This is a genomic window from Priestia sp. SIMBA_032, assembly GCF_046535215.1.
Classification (GTDB): domain Bacteria; phylum Bacillota; class Bacilli; order Bacillales; family Bacillaceae_H; genus Priestia; species Priestia aryabhattai.
The window spans coordinates 1-264 of the sequence record NZ_JAWRXD010000845.1; the positions used below are offsets into that span (position 1 = coordinate 1).

General features: G+C 73.1%; 1 pseudogene. It reads right to left on the minus strand.

Features of this window, described 5'->3' with window-relative positions:
- Positions 1-264 (minus strand): annotated as a pseudogene (locus SB717_RS36730) (NADP-dependent oxidoreductase); the annotation flags it as partial.

Consider the following 264-nt stretch of genomic DNA (forward strand, 5'->3'; position numbering starts at 1 on the left):
GGACACCGAGTGCGCGGATTCGGTCGGCGAGACCACTCCCGTAGGCGACGGGCTCGGCACCGAGGCTCGCGAGGTATCCGGCGGTTGCCGGAGAGCCTGTCCCGATCACGCTCGCACCCGCGATGCGGGCGAGCTGCACTGCGAAGACGCCGACGCCGCCACCCGCTCCACCCATCAAGACGGTGTCGTCGGGGCCCAGCTCGAGAACAGCCAGGGCGGCCGCCGCGGTGCTGCCGGCGATCGCCAGCGTCGCCGCCGTACGGT